This is a genomic window from Pedobacter sp. Leaf250 (assembly GCF_920984735.1).
GTDB lineage: Bacteria > Bacteroidota > Bacteroidia > Sphingobacteriales > Sphingobacteriaceae > Pedobacter.
This window is the reverse complement of the sequence record NZ_CAKLBU010000015.1, coordinates 1-21,041: the sequence shown is the minus strand read 5'-3', so window position 1 is coordinate 21,041 and position 21,041 is coordinate 1. Positions and strand designations below refer to the sequence as shown.

The 21,041-nt window shown below is 35.7% G+C and carries 20 protein-coding genes; 15 read left to right on the top strand and 5 right to left on the bottom strand.

The features are described 5' to 3' along the window. Window positions 1–29: 29 nt before the first annotated feature. The 9 genes from LUA91_RS14160 to LUA91_RS14120 all read left to right on the top strand — a co-directional run bounded on the left by LUA91_RS14160 (window position 30) and on the right by LUA91_RS14120 (window position 9,276). Window positions 30–407, top strand: a complete 378-nt coding sequence (locus tag LUA91_RS14160; RefSeq protein WP_231426706.1) for a PEGA domain-containing protein — start codon at window positions 30–32, stop codon at window positions 405–407. 182 nt (window positions 408–589) lie between these two features. Continuing rightward, window positions 590–1,033, top strand: a complete 444-nt coding sequence (locus LUA91_RS14155; RefSeq protein WP_231426705.1) for an SPOR domain-containing protein — start codon at window positions 590–592, stop codon at window positions 1,031–1,033. Then, on the top strand, window positions 1,020–2,204 hold the full coding sequence (locus tag LUA91_RS14150) for a M20 family metallopeptidase (RefSeq protein WP_231426704.1): 1,185 nt from the start codon (window positions 1,020–1,022) through the stop codon (window positions 2,202–2,204). Before LUA91_RS14155 ends, LUA91_RS14150 begins: the two co-directional genes overlap by 14 nt. A gap of 119 nt (window positions 2,205–2,323) precedes the next feature. Further along, entirely contained in the window at window positions 2,324–3,265 is a 942-nt protein-coding gene (locus LUA91_RS14145) for a hypothetical protein (RefSeq protein ID WP_231426703.1), read from the top strand. A 61-nt stretch (window positions 3,266–3,326) separates the two neighbouring features. Next, on the top strand, window positions 3,327–4,898 hold the full coding sequence (locus tag LUA91_RS14140) for a serine hydrolase (RefSeq protein WP_231426701.1): 1,572 nt from the start codon (window positions 3,327–3,329) through the stop codon (window positions 4,896–4,898). Between the two features lie 19 nt (window positions 4,899–4,917). Next, the gene (locus LUA91_RS14135) at window positions 4,918–5,571 is read left to right on the top strand and encodes an SGNH/GDSL hydrolase family protein (protein ID WP_231426699.1); all 654 of its coding nucleotides are present in this window, start codon (window positions 4,918–4,920) and stop codon (window positions 5,569–5,571) included. A gap of 209 nt (window positions 5,572–5,780) precedes the next feature. Further along, window positions 5,781–7,763 carry a DNA primase gene (gene dnaG, locus LUA91_RS14130; RefSeq protein ID WP_231426698.1) on the top strand — a complete coding sequence of 661 codons (1,983 nt, stop codon included), beginning with the start codon at window positions 5,781–5,783 and terminating at the stop codon, window positions 7,761–7,763. A gap of 87 nt (window positions 7,764–7,850) precedes the next feature. Next, a complete protein-coding gene (locus LUA91_RS14125; RefSeq protein WP_231426696.1) occupies window positions 7,851–8,216 on the top strand; it encodes a YraN family protein in 366 nt (121 codons plus the stop codon). 16 nt (window positions 8,217–8,232) lie between these two features. Further along, complete coding sequence (locus LUA91_RS14120) at window positions 8,233–9,276, top strand: glutaminyl-peptide cyclotransferase (RefSeq protein ID WP_231426695.1); 1,044 nt, start codon at window positions 8,233–8,235, stop codon at window positions 9,274–9,276. A 66-nt stretch (window positions 9,277–9,342) separates the two neighbouring features. Here the strand turns inward: LUA91_RS14120 and LUA91_RS14115 are convergent, their stop codons facing one another. The 4 genes from LUA91_RS14115 to pgi all read right to left on the bottom strand — a co-directional run bounded on the left by LUA91_RS14115 (window position 9,343) and on the right by pgi (window position 15,335). After that, window positions 9,343–9,873 (bottom strand): DUF4251 domain-containing protein, encoded by a 531-nt coding sequence (locus LUA91_RS14115; RefSeq protein ID WP_231426694.1) that lies wholly within the window; start codon window positions 9,871–9,873, stop codon window positions 9,343–9,345. Window positions 9,874–10,018: 145 nt separating this feature from the next. Further along, entirely contained in the window at window positions 10,019–12,100 is a 2,082-nt protein-coding gene (locus LUA91_RS14110; protein WP_231426693.1) for a pitrilysin family protein, read from the bottom strand. Between the two features lie 30 nt (window positions 12,101–12,130). Beyond that, complete coding sequence (locus tag LUA91_RS14105; protein WP_231426692.1) at window positions 12,131–13,444, bottom strand: pitrilysin family protein; 1,314 nt, start codon at window positions 13,442–13,444, stop codon at window positions 12,131–12,133. A gap of 244 nt (window positions 13,445–13,688) precedes the next feature. Then, window positions 13,689–15,335, bottom strand: coding sequence for a glucose-6-phosphate isomerase (gene pgi, locus LUA91_RS14100; RefSeq protein ID WP_231426691.1), 1,647 nt, complete (start codon window positions 15,333–15,335; stop codon window positions 13,689–13,691). A gap of 157 nt (window positions 15,336–15,492) precedes the next feature. Here pgi and LUA91_RS14095 point away from each other — a divergent pair, with 157 nt between their 5' ends. The 4 genes from LUA91_RS14095 to LUA91_RS14080 all read left to right on the top strand — a co-directional run bounded on the left by LUA91_RS14095 (window position 15,493) and on the right by LUA91_RS14080 (window position 18,067). Further along, window positions 15,493–16,014, top strand: a complete 522-nt coding sequence (locus LUA91_RS14095) for a hypothetical protein (RefSeq protein WP_231426690.1) — start codon at window positions 15,493–15,495, stop codon at window positions 16,012–16,014. Between the two features lie 28 nt (window positions 16,015–16,042). Beyond that, window positions 16,043–16,261 (top strand): hypothetical protein, encoded by a 219-nt coding sequence (locus LUA91_RS14090; RefSeq protein WP_231426689.1) that lies wholly within the window; start codon window positions 16,043–16,045, stop codon window positions 16,259–16,261. Window positions 16,262–16,285: 24 nt separating this feature from the next. Beyond that, on the top strand, window positions 16,286–16,648 hold the full coding sequence (locus tag LUA91_RS14085) for a DUF5034 domain-containing protein (RefSeq protein ID WP_370633644.1): 363 nt from the start codon (window positions 16,286–16,288) through the stop codon (window positions 16,646–16,648). Between the two features lie 114 nt (window positions 16,649–16,762). Further along, a complete protein-coding gene (locus tag LUA91_RS14080; RefSeq protein WP_231426687.1) occupies window positions 16,763–18,067 on the top strand; it encodes an amidohydrolase in 1,305 nt (434 codons plus the stop codon). Between the two features lie 298 nt (window positions 18,068–18,365). Here LUA91_RS14080 and LUA91_RS14075 read toward each other — a convergent pair whose 3' ends face one another. Continuing rightward, on the bottom strand, window positions 18,366–18,605 hold the full coding sequence (locus LUA91_RS14075) for a hypothetical protein (protein ID WP_231426686.1): 240 nt from the start codon (window positions 18,603–18,605) through the stop codon (window positions 18,366–18,368). A 251-nt stretch (window positions 18,606–18,856) separates the two neighbouring features. Between LUA91_RS14075 and prfB the strand changes: the two genes are divergently transcribed. Together prfB and LUA91_RS14065 are read left to right on the top strand one after the other, a co-directional pair. Continuing rightward, window positions 18,857–19,931, top strand: a protein-coding gene (prfB, locus tag LUA91_RS14070; protein ID WP_231426805.1) for a peptide chain release factor 2 whose coding sequence is annotated in 2 segments (ribosomal slippage) — window positions 18,857–18,916 and window positions 18,918–19,931 — 1,074 coding nt in all. Because the reading frame shifts where the segments join, the coding sequence is not laid out codon by codon here. 9 nt (window positions 19,932–19,940) lie between these two features. Then, window positions 19,941–20,873, top strand: a complete 933-nt coding sequence (locus LUA91_RS14065; protein WP_231426685.1) for an alpha/beta hydrolase — start codon at window positions 19,941–19,943, stop codon at window positions 20,871–20,873. The last annotated feature ends 168 nt before the right edge of the window (window positions 20,874–21,041 follow it).

Genomic DNA, 21,041 nt, shown 5'->3' with positions numbered 1-21,041 from the left:
TTTAAAAACACACAAATAAAAACACACAAATGAACAGAATTTTTAACATTGTTGCGATTTCGGCAACGTTGATGCTTTCGAGCTGCGCCACTATTTTCACGGGCACAAAACAAACAGTGAACATTAAAACCGATCCTCCTGCGGCTGATATTGAGGTAGATGGAATTAAGGTTGGAGTTACACCGATGGATGTTACCTTAAAAAAAGGATTTACAGGGCAAACTGTAAGCCTTAAATTACTCGGTTATGAGGCCAAAACATTTCAGCCTACTACCACATTTAATCCGGTAAGTGTATTGAATATTATTGGATTGCTGGGATTTCCAATTGATGCAGCAACTGGTGCCATGATGAAATATGATCCGAAGGTTTATGAGTTTAAATTAGATCCAAAGAAAACCAATTAATTTAGTATTAAAGATTTCAACACCATAAGCAGATTTTAAAGGACTTCGCTTTTTATAAATATAACTAATGGCAAAAGATTGGTAATCTACCATTTGCACAACCCATAAAGAATGCCGATTTTTGCGAAGAATTCGGCATTCTTCCTTTCTAAACAATTTGGAATGCTCTTGGTTAATTACAAATGAAAATAACAATAACTTTTATATCAAGCTTTTTACTGTTTAAAGCATCTTTTGCGCAAAGAGGAGAAGTGATAGTTATAAAGGATCCATTAATAGATAGCTTAATTGCAAAACGTTCTGAGGTTTACAAGGCACCAGGAGAAGTTAAAATAGGCAAGCCCATCGTTTCGTCTTATGGCTATCGGGTTCAGGTTTTTTATGGTTCCGATCGTAGAGAAGTGTTTAATCAACAAGCCCGATTCAAAAGTCTTTATCCAAAATTTAATACCTACCTTATATACAAAGAGCCAAACTATTACATTAGAGTTGGCGATTTCAGAACACGTTTGGAAGCACAACGTTTAATGAATGAGATTCGTTCGGCTTTTCCAACGTTATTTATTTTTAGGGAGAAAATTAATGCTCCACAACTAGATACGACCACTACCGATGATCAAAGATAAAATTCAAGAACTGGCTGCTACTATTTTTAACGATGTAGTAGGCTACCGTCAACATATTCACGCTAATCCTGAATTATCATTTAAAGAATTCGAAACTTCAAAATTTGTAAAGGATAAACTAGCGAGTTGGGGAATAGAATTTACCGACTGTGCAAACACTGGTGTTGTAGGCCTAATCAAAGGAAATTTGCCATCTGATAAAGTAATTGCTTTACGTGCTGATATGGATGCTTTGCCGATTTTAGAAGCCAATGATAAACCCTACGTTTCCAAAAATCCCGGCGTGATGCATGCTTGTGGTCATGATGTCCACACTTCTTCACTTTTAGGTTCTGCATACATTTTAAATCAATTAAGAGATGAATTTGGTGGAACAATTAAACTGATTTTTCAGCCTGCTGAAGAGTTGCTTCCAGGTGGTGCAAGTATTATGATTAAGGAAGGTGTGCTCGAAAATCCAAAACCAAATTATATTGTTGGCCAGCATGTAATGCCATTAATTGAATCAGGAAAAGTAGGTTTTCGTTCAGGGATTTATATGGCCTCAACCGATGAATTATACGTTACAGTAACCGGGAAAGGTGGTCATGGTGCACAACCGCATCAAAATATAGATCCTGTTTTAATTGCTTCACATATTATTATTGCCTTACAGCAAATCGTATCCCGTAATGCCGATCCACGTTTACCATCTGTTTTATCGTTTGGTAAAGTAACGGCGAACGGTGCAACCAATATCATTCCAAACGAAGTGAAGATTGAAGGTACATTCAGGACTTTAGATGAAGACTGGAGAGCCGAAGCACATAAACGCATGAAAAAAATGGCCGAAGGTATAGCCGAAGCTATGGGCGGAAGTTGCGATTTCGATATTCACAAAGGTTATCCTTTCTTGATTAACGAAGAACAATTAACAGCTAATGCCCGATCATTTGCCGAAGAATTTTTAGGCAAGGAAAATGTAATCGATCTGGATATTTGGATGGCTGCAGAAGATTTTTCTTTCTACTCGCAAGTAACAGATGCTTGTTTTTATCGATTAGGTACTGGGAATGCAGCAAAAGACACGCAATATTCAGTGCATACCCCAAAATTTGATATTGATGAAGATGCACTAAAAATTTCTACCGGATTAATGGCCTACATTGCGCTAAAACAGCTCGGAAACTAAAGAAAGATGGAAAATGTAGTATGGAAGGTGGAACTTGAATTCCAGTTTAACTAAGACATTAAGCACCATACTTCAACATTTTACATTTTCATCTACCATTTTCAATACAACGTTTTTACATGAAAAAAATACTTTTGCTATCAATACTATCCGCTTTCATCTTTAGTGGTTTTGCTCAGGAAATACCTCGTTTTAATCCCGATACCATTAAAACCATCACCTTAGATTCTGTTGTTAATATTAAAGCTGAACGATTAAATATCGAAACTTTCATCAATAGAATAGTGAATGATACCTCGTTTTACGAATCATTTAGAGATATGAAACGCTACAGTTTTATTGCCGAAAATAGAATCTTTAGCTATGATAAAAAGAACAAAGTTGATGGAAAAATTTACCGCAAAATAAAACACAGTAATGCCGGTCAATACAAAATGGAATATCTGGTGAAGGAAGAAAGTGGTAATCTTTACAAAAAAAATGGCAAATACCAGCTTTATACCATAGAGATGTTCGATTATATTTTTATGAATGCCTATAATACTGATTTCATTCCAAATGCACCAGCAAGTGATGGGAAAGGTGGTACCAACGAAGGATATAAAAACAAACTTAAAACACTTATTTTTAATCCCGGAAGACCGGTTAAGGTGCCTTTTATAGGGAGTAAAACTGAAATATTTTCGGCCAATATGCGCCAATATTACGATTATGCCTTTACCAGCGGAACTTACTTAGATTCTATTCCTGTTTACCGTTTTAAAGTTTCGGTTAAGCCAGATTTATCCAGCTGGACTAAAGATGGCATCATGATTAAAGAATTGGTAACCATTTTTGATAAGCGAAATTTCAACATTCTTGGTCGTTATGTAGATATGAAATATGGCAATATGCTCTTCGATTTTGATGTAAAAATGAATATCGAAATGGGTTATTTCGGAGAAGATAAATTGCCAACAAAAATTACTTATCAAGGCAATTGGGACTATCCATTTAAGAAAGAAGAAAGAGCCAGTTTCTTAATCGTACATAAGGATTACAAATTGGAAAAAGGCAAATAAGGTTTTAAAATGCTCACCAAAAGATTTATTATCTTTAAGCGATTATTTAAACCAAACCTCAATGCAATCATCTTTAAAACTTATTTCCAGGATAACAACGATTGTCCTTGTTTTCTTTAGTGTAAATCTTCACGCTCAGGTACTCTCAACAAAACAGATTGATAGTGTTGCAGAAAAAACTTTAAAAGCCTTTGATGTTCCGGGTATTGCAGTAGCAGTAGTTAAAGATGGGAAAGTAATTCTTGCAAAAGGTTATGGTGTGCGTTCGCTTAAAACCAATCAAAAGGTTGATGAAAATACCCTGTTTGGCATCGCCTCAAATACCAAAGCATTTACAGCTGCGGCACTCGGCATGCTTGTCGATCAAAAGAAAATTACCTGGGATACAAAAGTTACCGACATCATTCCAGAATTTAAATTGTATGATGCTTACGTTACATCTGAATTTACCGTAAGCGATTTATTATCACATAGAAGTGGGTTAGGATTAGGTGCTGGTGATTTAATGATCTGGCCAGATTCTTCTACAGTTTCCAAAAAACAAATCATTCATAATTTAAGGTATTTAAAACCTGTTTCAAGCTTCCGTACCAAATGGGATTATGATAACCTACTTTATATCGTGGCTGGCGAAGTTATTGAGCGAGTTGCTGGAGTAAAATTTGAGGATTTTATTGAAAGTAAAATTATTCAGCCGCTAGGGATGACCAGAACTGCACTATCATTTAACCGGTTGAAAGACAAAACTAATATTATAGATGCACATGCACCCATCAACGGAAAAATTACGGCGATTCCTAAAGATTTTACTGAAAATAGTAATGCTGCCGGTGGTATGAATTCGAGTGTAGCCGATTTAAGTAAATGGGCAATAACGCAATTAAATGGTGGTAAATATGGCGAGAAACTTGATAAAATCTTATTCAGTAATGCTGCTCAAAGGCAAATGTGGACGTTGCATAGTATTATTCCTGCTGGAAAAGGATCTTACAACAGGCATTTCTTTGGTTATGGATTAGGCTGGTTTTTAAGCGATGAAAAAGGCTATATGGTTGTGGAACATACTGGTGGCTTAGCCGGAATGGTAAGTGAAGTTACCCTTATTCCTGATATAAAATTAGGAATTATCGTGTTAACCAACCAACAGGCTGGAGGTGCTTTTACAGCCATTACTCAAACTATTAAGGATGGATATTTTGGTTTAACAGGCAAGGATCGGGTAAAGGATGCTCTGGATAATGAAAAAGCTGAAAAGGATTATGGCAAAAAAGTAACCGATAAGATATGGGCGGATATTACAGCGGCTCAAAAAAACGTTACTGTTAAACCTGATGTAAAAAACTACTTAGGAAATTATAGCGATGAATGGTTTGGAGGCGTAACCATTAGCGAGTTAAATGGTAAAATGCATTTTGAGGCCAAAAATTCGCCAAAGTTAAAAGGCGATATGATTTATTATAAAGGAAATACTTTTATTGTAAAATGGTACGATAGAAGTATGGATGCAGATGCATTCGTAAACTTTTCGCTTGATACAGAAGGAAAACCAACCGGTATAAAAATGGAAGCAATTTCTCCATTAACTGATTTTAGTTTCGATTTTCAAGACTTAGACCTAAAAAAAGTTCAATAATATAGCTAACCAAATGACTATGAAAACAATATTTAGAACCAGTATTTTACTAAGCTTTTGCCTAATTGCATTAACCTCAATGACATTTAAACCAAAACGAATTATATTTTTCGGTGATTCGATTACACAACAAGGCGTTTCAAAAAACGGCTATGTAACTATAATTAAAAAAGCTTTGGATTCTACCAAATATGAAGTGCTTGGAGCAGGCATTGGCGGTAACAAAGTTTACGATTTGTATTTGCGTTTGGAGGATGATGTACTCAATAAAAAGCCTGATTTGGTAGTGATTTATGTGGGTATTAATGATGTTTGGCATAAACAATCATCAGGTACAGACTATGATAAGTATTTGAAGTTTTACCAGGCATTGATTAATAAAATTCAAGGTGTAGGAAGTAAAGTGATTTTAGTTACGCCATCTGTTGTAGGTGAGAAAAAAGATGGCACCAATGAGCTGGATGCAGATTTAAACAAATATGCTGCGGGCATTAGAGAACTGGCAAAGAAAAATAATCTTCCGCTGTGCGATTTGAGAAAGGTTTTTGCCGAATATGAAGCCAAAAATAACCCTGAAGATAAAGAAAAAGGAATTTTAACAACTGATAGGGTTCACTTAAACGAAACAGGAAATAAATTGGTGGCCGAGCAGTTATTGCCTTTGGTAAAATAGTAATAAGTTCTAGGTTATAAGTTGTAGGTCTGGATGCAAGTAACTTATCAATGAAAAGACAAATTGGCGTTAAAAGTTAAATGGGAGTTAAAAGTTATAAGTCTGGGCTCAAGAAACTTAGTTAGGAATTTTAAGTCGATAGACTTAAAACTAAAACCTAGTTCGAAGTCGGCAGACCTATAACGTATAACTTAAAACGTACAACTTAAATGATAAACCGCGAAACGATAGATAAGATAATGGATACCGCCCGAATTGAGGAGGTAGTTGGGGATTTTGTGCACTTAAAAAAACGCGGAACCAGTTTAATCGGCAATTGCCCATTTCATGGCGAAAAAACACCATCATTTCACGTATCTGTAACCAAAGGAATTTATAAGTGTTTTGGTTGTGGTAAAGGTGGCGATTCGGTGCGTTTCATCATGGACCACGAAAAGTATTCCTATCCGGAAGCGCTTAAGTTTTTAGCCAATAAATACAATATCGAGGTTGAGGAAGCTGAACTCACACCACAGGATGCGGAAGCACAAAGTGCAAAAGAAAGTTTATACATTGTTTCTCAATACGCCGCAACATTCTTTGTAAAACAGCTTTGGGAAACCGATGAAGGTAAAGGAATTGGTCTAAGCTATTTTAAAGAACGTGGTTTTAGAGAAGATATCCTAAAAAAATTCGAAGTAGGTTATTCGCCTGATGTTTGGGATGCATTAACACAAAGCGCCACCAATGCAGGCCATAAGTTGGAATTTTTAGAATCCACAGGCTTATCCATAAAAAACGATAATGGTAAAATTTATGATCGTTTTCGAGGTCGTGTAATGTTTCCTATTCATGGTTTTACAGGTCGAGTAGTGGGCTTTGGAGGTCGAACGCTTAAAACTGATAAAAACGTACCCAAATATGTAAACTCGCCCGAAAGCGAAATCTATCATAAATCGAATGTTTTATACGGCTTATTTCATGCAAAAAAGGCTATTCGCGATTTAGATAACTGTTATTTGGCAGAAGGATATGCCGACGTGCTTTCAGTGCATCAGGCCGGGATTGAAAACGTTGTGGCCTCGTCAGGAACATCATTAACTGTCGAGCAGATAAAACTCATTGGTCGGTTTACCCAAAATATCACCATCTTATTTGATGGAGATGCAGCGGGAATAAAGGCATCGTTACGTGGCTTGGATATGATTTTGGAGGAAGGACTTAATGTGAAAATTGTTTCTTTTCCTGATGATCATGATCCAGATTCGTATATGCATCATGTTGGCGCCGGTGCTTTCAAAACTTATCTCGAGAATAATAGAAAAGATTTTATCCTTTACAAAGCCAATGTTCTTTTAAAAGATGCTGGCGATGATCCCATAAAAAGAGCAGGAATTATTCGCGATATTGTAGAAAGTATTGCAAAAATCCCCGATCCAATTAAAGCTTCGGTATTCGTACGCGAATCGAGCAGCTTACTCGAAATTGAAGAAAAAATCTTAATGAGCGAATTGAATAAAATGCGCTCTAATAAGGTTAAAAAAAGTTTTGAAAGCAATCAACGGGCTCAAAGTAATATTGCAAATAATAATCCATATTCTTCTGGTGCACCAGAACCCCTCGGACCACCTGATGATTTATGGGATGATGCTGCAGGTCCTAACGGTCAAATCAATGTTTCGGAGGCTGATGAGCATCAGGAAAAGGAAATTGTACGGTTGCTTTTGGCTTACGGGCATGAATTTGTAAATTGGGATAAAATTGATGACATGTACATTGGGCCATTTATTATGCAAAATTTGGCTGATGTTGAATTTGAAAATACACTTTGCAAACAAATTATCGAACATTATAAAACAGAGATTGATAATGGAAGATTGCCAACAGCCAATCATTTTATAAAACACGAAGACCGGAATATTGCTGATTTGGCCATTACACTTTCTACATCGGAATATGCTTTGAGCGAGAATTGGTTAAATAAGCATTTAATTTATGTGAAAGATGAAAGCATGAATCTTAAGGCAACCATACTCGGTGGAATTTTCCATCTAAAGAAAAGAAAAGTGGATAAGATTTTAACCAATTTACTAAAAGAAATTAAAGACGAAACGGATACGGATAACCAAATGATTTTGATGCAGCGATATGGTGTGATAAAAGGTGTAGAAAGAGAAATATCGAAATTTTTAGGATCAGTAATTGTTAAATAGAATTTTAGAAATTGGAATAAAAGATCAAATTTTGATTTTGAATTATTAAAATCAGCCATCTGTTCTATCAAAATTTAATCATTTAAAATGGCCATTCATAACGATTTAGGGAGAGAAGGAGAAACTATTGCTAAACAATACCTGGAGCATAATGGTTATGAAGTGCTCGATGAAAATTGGACATTCGGTAAAGCTGAAGTTGATCTGATTGTTTTAAAAGATGGAATAATGGTTTTTGTTGAAGTAAAAACCCGAACATCAGTTGCATTTGGTCAGCCGGAAGAATTTGTACAGGATGCGAAACGGAAACAAATGGAACTTGCTGCTACAGAATATATAGAAATTATGAATCATCAAAATGATATTCGTTTTGATATAATTGCCATTACCTTTACAAAAAATAAAAATTATAACTTAAATCACATTGAGGATGCTTTTTGGCCTGAAGACTAACCAAATTAAAAATTTATTGTTCATTGCAATCATCATTGCATTTGTAAGCTCATGTAAGGATGATAAAACAAATACCTATCGGAGTTTCCTATCACCAATGATCGGCTTAAATGTTCCGGTAGGAAATGAGTTTGAAGTTAAAATCCAATTTGGGAATGATAAAAAAGTAGATTCGGTTGTTTACCTGATAGATACTGCTAGGGTAATTTCCAAAACAGATACTGCAGCTATAAAGTTAAAAACCGAAGGCTTTAAATTGGGCAGCCATATTTTAACAGCGAAAATTTATAATGGAGGAGAAGCGGAAGATTTAACCACTAATATTAACTTTTTAGCAGCTCAGGCGCCAGTTGAATATACCTACAAAGTGATTAAAACCTTGCCACATGATACATCTTCTTATGTTGAAGGTCTGGAATTTCACGATGGATTTTTTTATGAAAGTGCTGGAGACTACGGGCATTCAAGTTTGCGTAAGGTAGAACCATCTACTGGTAAAATTGTACAATCTACTCCTGTTGACAAACAATATTTTGCAGAAGGAATTACGGTTATCGGCAACAAAATTATTCAGCTTACCTACCGTGAAAAAGTGGGTTTTGTTTACGATAAAGCTACAATGAAAAAGCTTTCTGAATTTTCTTATACCACCGGTAGAGAGGGATGGGGTTTGGCATTTGATGGTGAAAAAGTGCTAAACACAGATGGTTCAAACACAATTTTCTTTTTGGATAAAGATAAATACAATCGAATCGGTGCTATTGATGTATACGACAATAAGGGCCCTATACAAAACCTAAACGAACTGGAATTTATAGATGGGAAAATTTATGCCAATGTTTATACCACAAATGAAATCTTAATTATTAATCCAGATAATGGAGCTGTTGAAGGCAAAATAGATTTAACTGGAATTTTTCCTTCTGATTATTTTAAAACTGAAGACGAAAAGGCAAATAATGTGCTAAATGGAATTGCTTATGACAAAGCAACGAAACGACTTTTTGTTACGGGTAAGAAATGGCCACACATTTATCAAATTCAAATGATTAAAAAATAAGATAGTATCGATGTTTATAAAGATTTTTGTTTATGGTTGGTGTCTTCACCAACCATAAACAAAACTTTAATCTTTTTTCTTTGGCTCTTCTAATACGCCATTGAAAGTAATGGGTTGCTTATTATTTCCAGTAGCAACTAATGTAGCATAACCGTTTTTCGACACGCTTAAAGTAAGTCTAAAGTTTTCTCGCTGAACATCCTTTGTATTAATCTGAACAGTATAATTTCCCTTTTTACTTAAAGTTTGTTTATAGGTAAAATCTTTCGATGTAAATTTAATGCCACCATCATTTGGGTTGTAAGGCGCACTAAAAGATCTTCCATAAAACGGTAAGAAAGCTACAACACTATCTTTCGTAACTCTAAAATCATAATTAGACCCGGTTAAATTAATATAAGTTCCACCAGTATTTCCTGGCATCCTTTCCAATATTCTGGAAACATCCAAACTGGCCATAGGGATAGCAGCATTTGCCACAAATGTATAATTCTGCTCTTTAATAATTTTATCTGTGGTTTCCTTATTTGTTTGTGCAAAAAGCTGTACCGACGAAGCTATCAGGGCCATGCTCAATAATACTTTTAATTGTTTCATAATATGTGTTTATTTATATAACAATTTAAAGATGTGCGAGTTTCACCGATTCCATAAATGGGATCGTGATAATGTAATAAATTAGAAAACAGAAAAGCCGTTACATCAATAAATGCAGCGGCTTTTCTATATTTTAATTATTTTTTTATTTAAAATCTTCTGCTTTTAAAGGTGGATTAATTTTAATTTCCTTAATAATAATCGCAAACTCTTGAGCACCTTGAGGAGTTTGAACATTTTGCGTTAAACTATGTGGAAATAGAACATCGCCAACTTTCTTATAATCAGCATATTCTGTTGATTGATTGATCTCAACTGTACCTTTTGTTATCGTTTTCTCATCCTTTAAAAGTAAACCTGTTTTGGTATCATAATATTCGGTTTTCTTTTTTCCTGATGGAGAAGTAATCGTTAATTTATAGGCATCTGCCGATCCAACTTTTGCTGTTCCAGCCGATTCAATTTTGCTGCCGTCTGTTGCATAAAATAGTTGATTAATAATTCCTTTATCTTCTTTTTTCTCTGTCAGGTCATCACCAGTTAATTCTTTCTTTTGGCCCATTTGCATCGCGTATCCCGCTGTTCCATCGAAAACTTGTTTCATAACCGCTTGACCACCCATAGAGATTTCCATACTGCTTGCATTTGGTAGCATGTTTTTCATGGAAACTGCTAATTTATTACCCTGCATATCCATCTCACCGTTTTGCTGTAATGAAGTGATTTTCTTGATTGCTGCTTCTCCACCGATAGCAGTAATATATGCAGCTATTACATCCTTAGCCGATTTTGTAGCCGTAGTGCTGCTTGCTGCCGAAGCTTTAACCGGAACAGCATAACTGTCAAACTGATTAACAACAAATCCCGCTTTTTTTAATCCTGGTTCAAAAGCTTCGGTTTTACCAACAATAACTACACGCGTATTGTCGTGGTTATAATATTTTTTGGCTACTCGTAAAATATCATCAGCCGTTACTGCATTTAGCTTTTGTAAATATGTACGATAAAAATCTTTCGGTAAATTGTTGATTAAAATACTACTTGCAAAACCAGCGATTCTTGCTGGATTTTCAAGGCCCAGAGCAAAACTTCCGTTGTAAAGATTCTTTGCATTTTGTAATTCTTCTGCCGATACTTTTGCGGTACGAATGGTATTGATTTCTTTTAAGAATTCAACCACAGCACTATCTACTTTTTCATTTCTAACCGCCGCATTTGCCGAGAATTTCGATTGAAAACGACCTGCGCCTGTACTTGAATAAGCACCATAAGTAAACCCGTGTTTCTCGCGTAAGTTCATAAACAACCTCGATTCAGATCCACCACCTAAAATTTGATTGGCCAGCAACAGTGGGAAATAATCAGGATTACTCATTGGCAAATCGATTAAATTTACAACTGTAATTTCTGATTGTACTGCGTTGCTTACATTTACTATATCTACTTCGGTTTTAGCTGGGTTGCTCACTTTGGCCAATGTGGGTAAAGTAAGTGTTGCACCTTTCCAATCTCCAAAAGCCTTCTCTGCCAGTGCTTTAGCCGCTTCTGGTTTAATGTCACCAACAAAAGTTAAATAACCTCTGGATGGCGTGATGTATTTAGCGTAATTCGCTTTAACATCAGCTAGTGTTAATCCATTAATCGAAGTTTCTGATTCAAATTCACCATTTGGATGATTTGTACCATAAGCCAATGCATCAACTACGCGTCCAGAAATTGCTTTAGCATTTTTTTCGTTTGATTTTAAGCCGGTAATGGTTTGCGATTTTATTTTATCAAATGATGCTTCAGGAAAGGCAGGTTTACGGATGCTTTCTGCCATTAAAGCAAAAGCTTGAGGAAAGAAACGGGTTAAAGCTGATACCGAGCCACCATTTGCACCTGTGCTAACATTTGCTCCCAATTGGTCTACTGCTTCATCAAATTGTGCTTTGGTTTTTGTAGTGGTTCCTTCTTTGAGCATGCTACCCATTAAACTTACCACACCCGCTTTTGCACCCTCGGTAATAGGGCCTGCATCGATACTATAACTTGCCGATACTTTTGGAAGTTTATGATTCTCTACTACTAAAACCGTTATCCCGTTTGTTAATTTATAAATAACTGGATCGCCAATGGTAATTACTGGCGCCGGACCTGGTTTTGGTTTTTGGCTACGATTTATGGTTTGTGCTGAAATACCTTGAGCCAATAAGGAAACTGCAGCTATTATGAATAATTTTTTCATGATTTTGAATAATATAAGATATAACTGCGGTTATTTTTTTGGTAAATAGTACAAAACAACTCTTTGGTTTTTACCCAAATATTTTTTGGCAACATCTCTAATTTCTTCACGGGTAATTGATCTGATCACCTCCAATTCTTTATTAATATCGTTTGTATCCTTATTGTGGAAAGTATAACCTGCGGCTAAATTTTCTGCTACCCCAAGCATCCGGCTGTTTGCACTTACATAATCGTTTTCAAATTTATTTTGCAGTTTTTTATAATCACTTTCGCTGATTAAATTAGTTTGCAGACGCAAAACCTCTTCATCAATATCTTTTAATAAATCGTTCAATGGAGTGTTTTTATTTGGAAGAGCCAAGGTGATGTAAGCGCCATAATCTTCCAGGCTATAATTAAAAGCTGCTACCTGCAAGGCTGTTTTCTTCTCATCAACCATTTTGGTGCTCAATCTCGAGCTTCCTCCGCCTGATAAAATAGAGCTAATCATGCCTAACACTTTGCTATCTCTGCTTTTCATTCCAGGTACGCGATAGGCAGCAAAAATTGCTGGAATTTGAATATTGGCATCGTAAGCGGTATCAATAATTTCTTTGGTGATTTCGGGTAACTTGAAATCTTTACGCACCACTGGCGCACCTTTCGGCACTTCGCCAAAGTATGATTTTACAAGGGTTTTAGTTTTGTCAATATCTAAATCACCCGCAATTGTTAATACAGCATTGTTCGGAACATAATATTTTTTAAAAAAAGCGATAAACTCTTCCAGTTTTGCGGCATCTAAATGCTCCATTGATCCAATTGGCTGCCAACGGTATGGGTGACCAGCAAATAAATGTGAGAAAATCTTTTCGGTAAACTTTCCGTAAGGTGCATTATCAATACGTAAGCGTTTTTCTTCCTTTACCACTTCGTTTTGCGTTTTAACACCCTCCTGGTTAATTACAGGATGCAACATTCTTTCACTTTCCAACCATAAACCAAGTTCTAATTGATTTGATGGAAAAACCTCATAATAAAAAGTACGATCGTGAGAGGTATTGGCATTGTTCTGCCCACCATTGCTACTCACTAATTTCATAAACTCACCGCGTTTGATGTTATCCGATCCTTCGAATAATAAATGTTCAAAAAAGTGTGCAAAGCCAGTTCGCTCTGTTTCTTCATCTTTTGAGCCCACATGGTACATTACAGAAACGGCAACTACTGGTGCGGTTTTGTCTTGGTGTAAAATAACGTGAAGACCATTGTCTAGGTCGAACTCCGTAAATTGTACTTTTTGAGCAGAGACACTTAAGCATAAAATGGAAAGTGCCGAAGCAAAAAGAAATCTTTTTTTCATTCGTAATTGGTTTTTAATGATTAGAAACAATCAAAAGCGAGAAGCGGAAGAAAATTTCATTAATAAGTTAATTTGGATTTGCCGTAAGGCTATGAATGGTACTAAAATATTGATTATAAATAGAAAAAGCGAGTATAAAACTCGCTTTTTTAAAAATATTAAATCTGTGTCTCAACTTTTAAACGATTATAATATCCATAAGAATGAATTTATCTTTTTGAGATGATTAAATCGTATAGAGGTATTACCTCCAATCCTTGTACTGGTTAATTAAGCCATTGGTCGAACTATCATGGCTTTCTACTTTTTGATCGCCTTCTAATTCTGGTAAAATCTTTTTAGCCAGCTGTTTTCCCAATTCAACACCCCATTGATCGAAACTAAAAATATTCCAGATAACACCCTGAACAAATATTTTATGTTCGTACATAGCCACTAAGCTACCTAATGTATACGGGGTAACTTTTTTCAATAAAATTGAATTGGTTGGTCTATTTCCTTCAAAAACTTTAAATGGAGCGATCTTTCTAATCTCCTCTTCTGATTTGCCATCTTTTTTCAATTCAAAAATCACTTCTTCTTCAGATTTACCGTTCATTAATGCTTCGGTTTGCGCAAAAAAGTTGGATAATAAAATCGGATGATGATCGCCAAGCGGATTTAAGCTCTGTGCCGGTGCAATAAAATCAGCAGGAATAATTCTTGTACCCTGATGTATCAACTGGTAAAAAGCATGTTGGCCATTTGTTCCTGGTTCTCCCCAAATTATCGGACCAGTTTCATAATCAACTTCATTCCCATTTCTATCCACATGTTTACCGTTACTTTCCATATCACCTTGTTGGAAATATGCCGCAAAGCGATGCATGTATTGATCGTAAGGTAAAATGACTTGCGTTTCGGCATTGTAGAAATTGATATACCAAACACCAAGCAAGCCCAAAATTACAGGGATATTCGTTTCAAATTCTGCTGTCGCAAAATGATTATCTGTAGAATGTGCGCCTGCTAAAAGTTCTTTAAAGTTATCGAATCCAATACTTAATGAAATAGATAAACCAATAGCGCTCCACAGAGAATAACGGCCACCAACCCAATCCCAAAATTCGAACATGTTTTCGGTATCAATTCCAAAAGCAGAAACATCTTTCGCATTGGTAGATAAAGCAGCAAAGTGTTTCGCAATATCATCTTCATTTCCACCTTTTTCTAAAAACCATGAACGGGCAGAATGCGCATTAGTCATGGTTTCTTGAGTAGTAAATGTTTTTGAAGCCACCAAAAATAAAGTGGTTTCAGCATCTAAGCCCGCCAAAGTTTCGGCAATATGCGTTCCATCGATGTTGGAAACGAAATGGATGTTTAGGTGATTTTTATAATGTTTAAGTGCCTCTGTAACCATTACTGGTCCTAAATCAGATCCACCTATACCAATGTTTACCACATCAGTAATTGCTTTTCCGGTATAACCTTTCCAATCGCCGCTGATAATGCTATTGCTAAATTTTTCCATTTTAGCTAAAACTGCATTCACTTCAGGCATTACATCTTTGCCATCAACTAAAATTGGAGTGTTGCTAAGGTTACGCAAAGCAATATGAAGTACTGAACGGTCTTCAGTTTCATTGATTTTATCGCCAGCATACATCGCTCTTATGGCATCATCCAATTTGCATTCGCGAGCAAGCTGAATAAGAAGTGCTAAAGTTTCATCACTAATTCTGTTCTTGCTGTAATCAAGCAAAATATCTTCAAAAAAAACAGAAAATTTGTTAAAACGATCTGCATCTTCAGCGAAAAGATCCTTAATGCTTTTCTGATTTATATCAATAAAATGATCGGCCAGGTATTGGTAAGCGGCTGTTTCTGTAAAATTTATTTTCGGTAACATAATCTTTGTTTTTTGTAAAAGTAATAAAGCAAAATTTTAAAACTGTCTTTTTTATGTTCAAAATGAAGAAGAATTTTTATTATGAATTTTTGGATGTAACTTTAATATAAGTCCCCGTTGATATTGAGCATCCAGCATTCATTAAAAATTTAAAATCATGTTAGAAAATTTAAATCAATTGGTACGTGAAAACGTACAGGACACTGTTGTTAATAACAGCGAGGTTCCAAATGAGCAAAATGAAGAAGTAATACAAGCCGCTTCTGGCTCAATTTTCGATACTTTAAAAGATCAGATCTCTTCGGGAAATGTTGGTGGTTTGGCCGAAATATTTAACACAGGCAACGCAGCAGATTCTCCTGTAACACAACAGGCGGCAGGAAATTTTACTGATAAACTTGCCGGTTTGGGAATTAATGCTGAAACGGCAAAAAAATTGGCTGCTACAGTAATTCCTGTAATTATCGGTAAGCTCACCCAAAAAACTGCCGATCCAAATGACAGTTCTTTCAATATAAAAGATGTGTTGGGAAGTTTGGCTGGTGGAAGTGATGGAAAATTCGATGTTGGCGATGTGATTGGAATGTTTAATGGAGGCGGGCAGCAAACTAATCAAGCAGGTGCCGCTCAAGCCGAAGGAGGAATTATGGATAAGCTAAAAGAAATGTTTAATTCATAAAAATTTTAAGCTTCTAAATATATCTCTCATGATAAAGAAAATCATTTTAATTTCTGTTTTAGCGCTAATGGTGCAATTGATTACAGCATGCGTTGATTGTAAATGTGGGCCTTATAAAACTATAATATTTACGAATAAAGGTTTATCACTCAAAAATTTGGATAGTAATTTTCCACAACCTTCTGTTACAAGTGCTGCAATAATTCCTAGTGCAAAATATGGCATTCAAGTCCAGCATTTAACATAAAATGTAGCGCTAAGAAAGCCACAAATTTATTGGGGTTTAATACAATCTGCTTATGCTTGTAGCTGTCAAGGTGATTATTTAAAATCTAAAGAAGAAATTGTGTCGGTAAAAATAATTTCTAATAATGATTTTGATAGCAATCATCCAAAAGGCAGTGATTTGAGTTTGATTTTTATGTTAAAACGATATTATAATGATGAATTAAGTTCAATAAAAGATTATTTAAAAACCTTAAAACTTGAGTATCAGAATAATTATCCTTTTCAAAAAGGTGTCTTTTTACAAGTTGCACCAACTATGGTAAAAAAACATAAGTTTAAAATCGCAATAACTTTATCAGATGGCAGGGTTATAGAGTCCGAAACAACAGAGTTAGAGTTGACTTAAAATACTACTAACTTGAGCTTCGATTAAGCTGTGTAATTTATTACATGGCATTTTTTATTTAAGGAGAACTTGAAAATTGTTAGATTAGTACATCCTTAATTCTAAACCGAAATCATGAAAAAAATTTACCTCGCTGTATTTTCTTTGCTGTCGCTTAATGCTTTTGCGCAAAAATCAGATTTAAGATCACTCGTTTCTAAAAAAGCAGATGCATTGGAGCAAAAGGTTATTGCCTGGCGAAGAGATTTTCATGAACATCCTGAACTGGGGAATACTGAAACGAGAACAGCAGAAATCATAGCAAAACACTTGCAATCTCTTGGGATTTCTGTTAAAACCGGCGTTGCCAAAACCGGCGTAGTGGGCATTTTAAATGGAGGTAAGCCTGGTCCGGTGGTGGCTTTAAGAGCCGATATGGATGGATTACCAGTTACAGAAAGAGTAAATATTCCATTTGCCTCGAAAGTTAAAACACAATATAACGGGCAAGAGGTTGGGGTAATGCATGCATGCGGGCACGACAGTCATATGGCTATTTTGATGGGTGCTGCAGAAGTTTTAGCTTCCATGCAAAAGGACATTCCAGGTACTGTAAAATTTATTTTTCAGCCAGCTGAAGAAGGTGTTCCGGCAGGAGAAGAAGGTGGTGCAGCTTTAATGATTAAGGAAGGTGTTTTGGAAAACCCAAAAGTAGAAGCCATTTTCGGTTTACACATTAATGCACAAACAGAAGTTGGTAATGTAACCTATCGCCCGGGCGGAACCATGGCTGCGGTAAATGATATGAAAATTACTGTTACAGGCAGGCAGGCACATGGCGCATACCCCTGGAGCAGTATCGATCCTGTGGTGATTTCAGCACAAATTATTAATAATCTTCAAACCATTGTAAGCAGGAATTTGAATGTGACTGAAAATCCTGGTGTGGTTACCATTGGTGCCATCAATGGTGGAGTGCGTTCAAATATTATTCCTGAAAAGGTAGAGATGTTGGGCACTGTTCGTAATTTTAGTAAGGAAGACGAAGCCATGTTTATAGAGCGCATTAAAACCATTGCAACAAAAACAGCCGAAGCCGGCGGCGGTACGGCAGAGGTTAAGATTCCTTTTAGTAATCATTATCCTGTTACTTTTAACGACATTGCTTTAACAGAAAAAATGCTTCCAAGCATGCGGGCAACTGCGGGTGCTGAACACGTTATGCTAAAGCCTCCGGTTACAGGTGCAGAAGATTTTTCATTTTTCCAAGAAAAAGTGCCAGGTTTATTTGTGTTTCTAGGCGGAATGCCAAAAGGCAAAGATCCTTTAAAAACGGCCTCTCATCACACACCAGATTTCTATCTGGATGAAAGTGGATTTGTACTGGGCGTTAAGCTGTTATCAAACTTAACCTTGGATTATATGGGGATGAAGAAGTAGGGTACGATTACCTTGTGCTAATCTAAATTATATTTTTGTTAGCTTCTTCTAATATTGCTGTAGCTATATCTATTGATAGAAATTCTAACTCATTAATTGGTAATTGAATAACAGATTCAATTTGTGATTGGTCTGACTCAAAAAACATCACTCCAACTTCACTATTGTCTTTAGGTATAATTGAAAATCTAAGATTTTCAGTAGATAATTCTTTTACATTATCCTTAAACCACCCATAGTCTACTATATAAGAAAGTTTATTTCCTCTTATTTTGATAATTTCCTTTCCATATGAATTTCATAGGGAAATTCTGAGTAAATAAAATCCACAGAGTGAAAATATTGCTACCATAATAATACCAGAAAAAGCTATTCCATTTCCTGCAGATACATTTAAAATTAAGCCACCAACTGGTAATAGAAAAAACAAAAAAGCAGTCAAAAATAAGATCACTCTTATGATCAATGGTGTATTGCCAACTTTTAAAATCACTTTATTATTTTGAAAAGAAATACTTTGTATATGGTCGGATTTCATTATTTGTATAAGTTTGATTCCGGTCTAGTAGAGTCAATTAATTAGTTATTTAACTTGGAATAGTTGAATTTTTGTTATGAATATATCATAAATGATTGAATATTTAAATTATAAAAAATCTAATACTACCAACATTTCTAATACTATATTGAACACAAAGCCAGATGTGTATAATTATGATGATTTTCGTCACAAATAATTTATCAGCATCTATTTTCCTTTTGCTCAACCCAATTGTTATATTTGCCATTATGACCAAAGAACAGATTCAGGATTTAAGAGACAGAGTAACGTCTCTGAGGAGGCATCTTTGACGTCGATGAGCTACTATACGCCATCCGTGAAGAGGAAAAATTAACGATGGCGCCCGATTTCTGGGACGATCCAAAAAAAGCAGAAAAAATATTGGCCGAAATCAGTTCAAAGAAAAAGTGGACAGATGGTTTTAGCAAAACAGATAGTGCAGTAGAAGATGCTGCAGTAATGTTCGAATTTTTTCAATCTGGTGATGCTCCAGAAAGTGAACTTCAGGATCAATTCGATATCAGCAAAACCACGGTAGAAGAGCTGGAGCTTAAAAATATGCTTCGCAACAAAGAAGATCAACTTTCGGCAGTCGTGCAAATTACGGCTGGTGCTGGTGGAACTGAAAGCTGTGATTGGGCTTATATGCTGATGCGTATGTACATGATGTGGGGCGATAAAAATGGCTACAAAATCACAGAGCAAGATAGTCAGGAAGGGGAAATTGCCGGCATTAAATCGGTAACGCTTCAGTTTGATGGCGATTTTTCTTATGGTTATTTAAAAGGCGAAAATGGGGTACATCGATTAGTGCGAATATCTCCGTTCGATTCAAATGCCCGCAGGCATACTTCATTTGCATCTGTTTATGTTTATCCTTTAGTGGATGATACCATTCAGATTGATATTAATCCTGCAGATATAGAATTCGAAACATTTAGGGCAGGTGGTGCCGGTGGCCAAAATGTAAATAAAGTAGAAACAGCTGTGCGTTTATATCACAAGCCATCGGGCATTATTATTAAAAATCAGGAGTCAAGATCACAACTTCAAAATAAAGAAAATGCCATTCGTTTACTTAAATCGCAATTATATGAAATTGAGGAGCGTAAGCGTAATGAGGCTATTGCAGCAGTAGAAGGATCGAAAAAGAAAATTGAGTGGGGCTCGCAAATAAGGAGTTATGTGCTGGATGACCGACGAGTGAAAGATCACCGTACCAATTATCAAACTTCCAATCCTGATGCGGTTTTAAATGGCGATATTAACGATTTTTTAAAGGCATACTTAATGGAATTTTAATAAATAATCATGGCAAAATCATTCTTTATTTTCGTTTTGTTCTTTATGGCGATTCAATTTTCAAAAGCGCAAGAAGTAATACCTCTCTATGCTGATAGTATTCCCGGAGCTAAGCCAACCCCTGCAACTTATACAGAAAATACAGAGGTAAGAGGTAATGGAACTTTAAGTATTACTAAGGTATCTATTCCAACATTAACTGTGTTCGAAGCTCCAAAAGATATTGCCACAGGAACAGCAGTAATTATCTGTCCTGGGGGAGGTTATGGTGCACTTGCTTTTAGTCATGAAGGAACTGATGTGGCCAAGCGATTTAACGCCATTGGAGTTACTGCGTTTGTTTTAAAATACCGTTTGCCTAACGATCAAATCATGGTCGATAAAACCTATGCATTGCTTCAAGATGCACAACAAGCCATGTACTTGGTTAAGAAAAATGCAAAAAAGTATGGCGTTAACAAAAAAAGTATTGGTATTATGGGTTTTTCGGCGGGAGGACATTTTGCATCCACGTTAGCAACACATTACAATGATCTTAAAATTGCAAACCCTGAAAAAATAGATCTTCGGCCAAGTTTTGCAGTATTGGTTTATCCAGTAATTAGCTTTGAGGAATCGGTACATGCAGGCACCAAGAAAAATTTGTTGGGTGTAAATCCACCAGATAATTTAAGCCGCTATTTTTCGGCAAATAGAAATGTTACGAAGAAAACACCACCAATTTATTTTGTACATGCAAAGGATGATAAAACGGTGCCTGTAGCCAATAGCGAAATGATGCATAAGGCATTATTAGCAGCTAAAGTACCAAGCAATTTATTATACTTTGAAAAAGGTGGGCATGGGTTTGGATTAATTAATAAAACTTCTGATACCGATTGGTTTAATTTAATGGCCGGATGGTTAAAGGTTCAGAAAATCAAAGTAAAAGGAGATTTTTAATCCCAAACCTTATCATTGTTATTTTTGAAAAATTATTTTAATATATTTCCTCTATAAATAATATGCAATAAGAATTACCTACCCACACTTAGCGGGCAATCATAAATAAGAATTTCCTCTGCGAGCTCTATGTCTCAAACGCAATTTCTTGCCTGGAACACACTTTTA